This window comes from Streptosporangium sp. NPDC005286 (assembly GCF_040607515.1).
In the GTDB taxonomy this organism is placed as follows: domain Bacteria; phylum Actinomycetota; class Actinomycetes; order Streptosporangiales; family Streptosporangiaceae; genus Streptosporangium.
The window spans coordinates 1-3,790 of record NZ_JBEXGU010000340.1 but is presented as its reverse complement, the minus strand read 5'-3'; the positions used below and the strand labels follow the sequence as shown (position 1 = coordinate 3,790).

The 3,790-nt window shown below is 71.1% G+C and carries 2 protein-coding genes and 1 pseudogene; all 3 read right to left on the bottom strand.

From position 1 onward, the window contains the following. Positions 1 to 45 precede the first annotated feature (45 nt). Positions 46 to 2,610: a sensor histidine kinase KdpD gene (locus tag ABZU75_RS45730; protein ID WP_355569623.1), complete on the bottom strand. Its 2,565-nt coding sequence runs from the start codon at positions 2,608 to 2,610 to the stop codon at positions 46 to 48. 49 nt (positions 2,611 to 2,659) lie between these two features. Beyond that, entirely contained in the window at positions 2,660 to 3,517 is an 858-nt protein-coding gene (locus ABZU75_RS45725) for a potassium-transporting ATPase subunit C (RefSeq protein WP_355569620.1), read from the bottom strand. Then, positions 3,518 to 3,790, bottom strand: a pseudogene (locus tag ABZU75_RS45720) (potassium-transporting ATPase subunit B); the annotation flags it as partial.

The following is a 3,790-nucleotide window of genomic DNA, read 5'->3' as shown; positions in this document are numbered from 1 at the left end:
CCGTCCACGGACGGGGCGGACGGCCCTCGGCGATCGGGACCCGGGTCACATGCCCTCCTCGGCGAGGTGCGCCCGCGAGTCCGGGGAGACGGGAAGCGTCAGGATCATGGTGAGACCGCCCCCGGGCGTCTCATCAGGAAGCAGCGTGCCGCCCATCGCCTCGGCGAGCCCCCGGGAGAGCGCGAGGCCCAGGCCGACACCGGTGTGGTTGTCGCGGTCGCCGAGCCGCTGGAAGGGCATGAAGATCCGGTCGTAGGCCTCGGACGGTATGCCCGTGCCGCGGTCGACGACGCGGATCTCCACGTGGTCGCCGTGCCTGCTGGCCGTGACGAGGACCTTCATGTCCCCGGGGCTGTAGCGGACGGCGTTCGACATGAGGTTGACCAGGATGCGTTCCAGCAGCACCTGGTCGGCGACGACCTCGGGCAACTCGGCGGAGACGTCACCCTCGATCCGCCGGGACAGCTCGCCGAGATCGTCGATGGCGCGCGGCACGATCTCCTCCAGCGCGTTCGCCTCCAGCGCCACCCCGAGCACCCCCGCCTGCAGCCGGCTCATGTCGAGCAGGTTGGCGACCAGTCGGTCCAGCTTGGCCAGGGACTCGTCGGCGGTGGCGAGCAACTCCGCCCTGTCCTCGGGGGACCAGTCGACGTCGGTGGCTCGCAGGCCCTCCACGGCCGCCCTGGCCGAGGCGAGCGGGGTACGCAGATCGTGGCTGACCGCGGCGAGCAGCGCGGTACGCATCCTGTCGGCCTCGGCCAGCGGCCTGACCTGCTCCGCCTCCTCCTCCAGCCGGTCCTGCCGCAGGGCCACGGCCGCCTCGGCGGCGAAAGCCTCCAGCACCCGCCGGTCGGAGGCCTCGAGCAGCCTGCCCCGTACGGCGAGGACGAGCCGCTCGTCGATGACCACGTCGGTGTCCGCGGCGCCGGGCGAGGTGCAGGGCACGTCGACGCCGGCGGCGGCGACGATCCGCCATGCCTCGGGGTCGGCCTGGTCCTCGGGCACCGGCTCTCCGGTGCGTTCCAGCAGGGTGACCGAGGACAGGCCGAAGGTCTCCCTCAGCCGGGCGAGCAGCGAGGCGAGCACGTGCTCGCCGCGGAGCACGTGTCCCGCCAGAGTGGAGAGGATCTCCGCGTCGGCACGGGCGCGGGCCGCCTCCCTGGTCCTGCGGGCGGCGAGGTCGACGACGGCGCTCACCATGACGGCCACCAGCACGTAGACGCTCAGCGCGAACAGATTCTCCGGGTCCGCGATGGTGAAGCCGGCGAGCGGCTCCGTGAAGAAGTAGTTGAGCAACAGGAAGCCGAACACGGCCGCGGTGACGGCCGGCCACATGCCGCCCACCAGGGCGACCACGATCACCGTGAGCAGGAAGAGCAGTATGTCGCTCGGCAGGTTCACCCCGTCGCGGAGCAGGTGCAGCCCCAGGGCCAGGACCGGCAGCCCGAGCATCGCGATGACCCAGCCGGCCACCCGCCTGGGGCGGGTCAGCGCGGTCCGCGACGGGGCTCGGTCGCGCCCTTTCTTCACCTCCTCGTGGGTGATCATGTGAACGTCTATGGACCCCGACTGCGCGATCGTGGTCACCCCGACCCCCCGGGAGAGGATCTGGGCGAACCTGCCGCGCCGGGACGCCCCCAGCACCAGCTGGGTGGCGTTGACGCCGCGCGCGAAGTCGAGCAGGGCGCGCGGGACGTCGTCGCCGACGACCTGGTGGTAGGTGCCGCCCAGGTCCTCCACCAGCGTGCGCTGGCGGACCATGCTCGCCGGATCCACTCCGGCCAGCGCGTCGGCGCGCGTGACGTGCACGGCCAGCAGGTCGGCTCCCTTGCTCCTGGCCGCGACCCTGGCGGCCCGGCGCACCAGCGTGTCGCCTTCCGGGCCGCCGGTCAGCGCGACCACGACGCGCTCCCGCGCCTCCCAGGTGCCGGAGATGCCGTGCTCGGCGCGGTAGCGGTCGAGCTGCTCGTCGACCTTGCCCGCGACCCAGAGCAGGGCCAGCTCGCGCAGCGCGGTCAGGTTGCCGACCCTGAAGTAGTTCGACAGCGCCGCGTCGACCTTCTCCGGCGCGTAGACGTTGCCGTGCGCCATCCGGCGGCGCAGTGCCTCCGGGGCCATGTCCACCAGCTCCACCTGGTCGGCTCGGCGCACCACCTCGTCGGGCATCGTCTCGCGCTGGACCACCCCGGTGATCTCCTCGACCACGTCGTTGAGCGACTCCAGGTGCTGGATGTTGACCGTGGAGATGACGTCGATGCCCGCGTCGAGGATCTCCTCGATGTCCTGCCAGCGCTTGCTGTTGCGTGAGCCGGGCACGTTGGTGTGGGCCAGCTCGTCGATCAGCGCGACCTTGGGCCTCCTGGCGATGACGGCGTCCACGTCGAGCTCGGTGAACGTGCACCCGCGGTGGCCCATGCTCCTGCGCGGGACGATCTCCAGGCCCTCGAGCAGTTCCGCGGTACGGGGACGGCCGTGGGTCTCGACGAAGCCCACGACCACGTCGGTGCCTCTCATGAGGCGGCGGTGGCCCTCGCAGAGCATCATGTAGGTCTTGCCGACCCCCGGGGCGGCTCCGAGGTAGATGCGCAGCCGCCCCCGTCTCTGGTTCATCACATCTCCTTGAGTGTGGAGACCCCGGTCCCCGGCACCGGGGCGGAGGTCAACCTCTGTCGAGCGCCAGGTTGAGCGCGAGGACGTTCACCGCGGGTTCGCCCATGAAACCGAGGGTGCGGCCCGTGGTGTTCTCCGCGATCAGCTGCCTGACCCTCTCCACGGGTACCCCGCGCTCCCTGGCCACGCGGGCCGCCTGGAGTTCGGCGTAGGCGACCGAGATGTCCGGGTCAAGGCCGGAGCCACTGGCGGTGACCGCGTCGGCGGGCACGACCGCCCGGACCGTCGTGCCGCGGACCGGAACGGTGCGGCCGGCCGCGTAGCTCTCGCCGGGTCTACCGCACTCGACCCTGACACCACGGTACTCGGCGACGAACGGAGGCGCGGGGCAGGCCTGGTTGACGCTGACGGCCCTGGTCGGGGTGCCGACCGCCGGGAAGACCTTCAGCACGGCACCGACGCCGTCGGGCGTGCAGTACGGCCGGGCATCGCTGACGCCCTCCAGTTCCCCGACGGCCCTGGAGCGGGCACAGACCTGGGTGAGCAGGCTCCGCCTGCCCTCGCCCCTGGCACCCGGAACGGGCAGGACGTCCACGATGTCCTCGGGTCCCAGGTTGCTCGCGGCGGTGGAGAGCATGTCGTAGCCGTCGCCGGCCACGGACGGCCGGCTCTGGAAGTACCTCCCGACGGGCCTGCCTGCGGCGTCCGTGAAGTTCTGGCCGACGAGCGCGCTGCCCACCGCCCTTCCGTCCTTCTTCACGAGGGAGCCGTTGGCCCCGTCGTTGAAGGCGACCTGGGCGATGCCGATGACCACCAGCGGGTAGAGGACACCGGTGAGCAGGGTCAGGACGAGCAGCGCGCGGAGCGCGGCGAGATACCTGTGCATCCAGATGGGCATGTGTTTCATTTACGACATCCCCGGAAGGAGGTGGATGAGAAGGTCTATCAGCTTGATGCCGATGAAGGGCGCGATGATGCCGCCCAGACCGTATACGCAGAGGTTGCGGCTGAGCAGCTTCGACGCGCTGGAGGGGCGGTAACGCACCCCCCGCAGGGCGAGCGGGATCAGCGCCACGATGATGATCGCGTTGAAGACGACCGCGGACAGGATCGCCGACTGCGGACTGGCCAGACGCATCACGTTCAGCGCGTCCAGGCCGGGATAGACCGCCGCGAACAT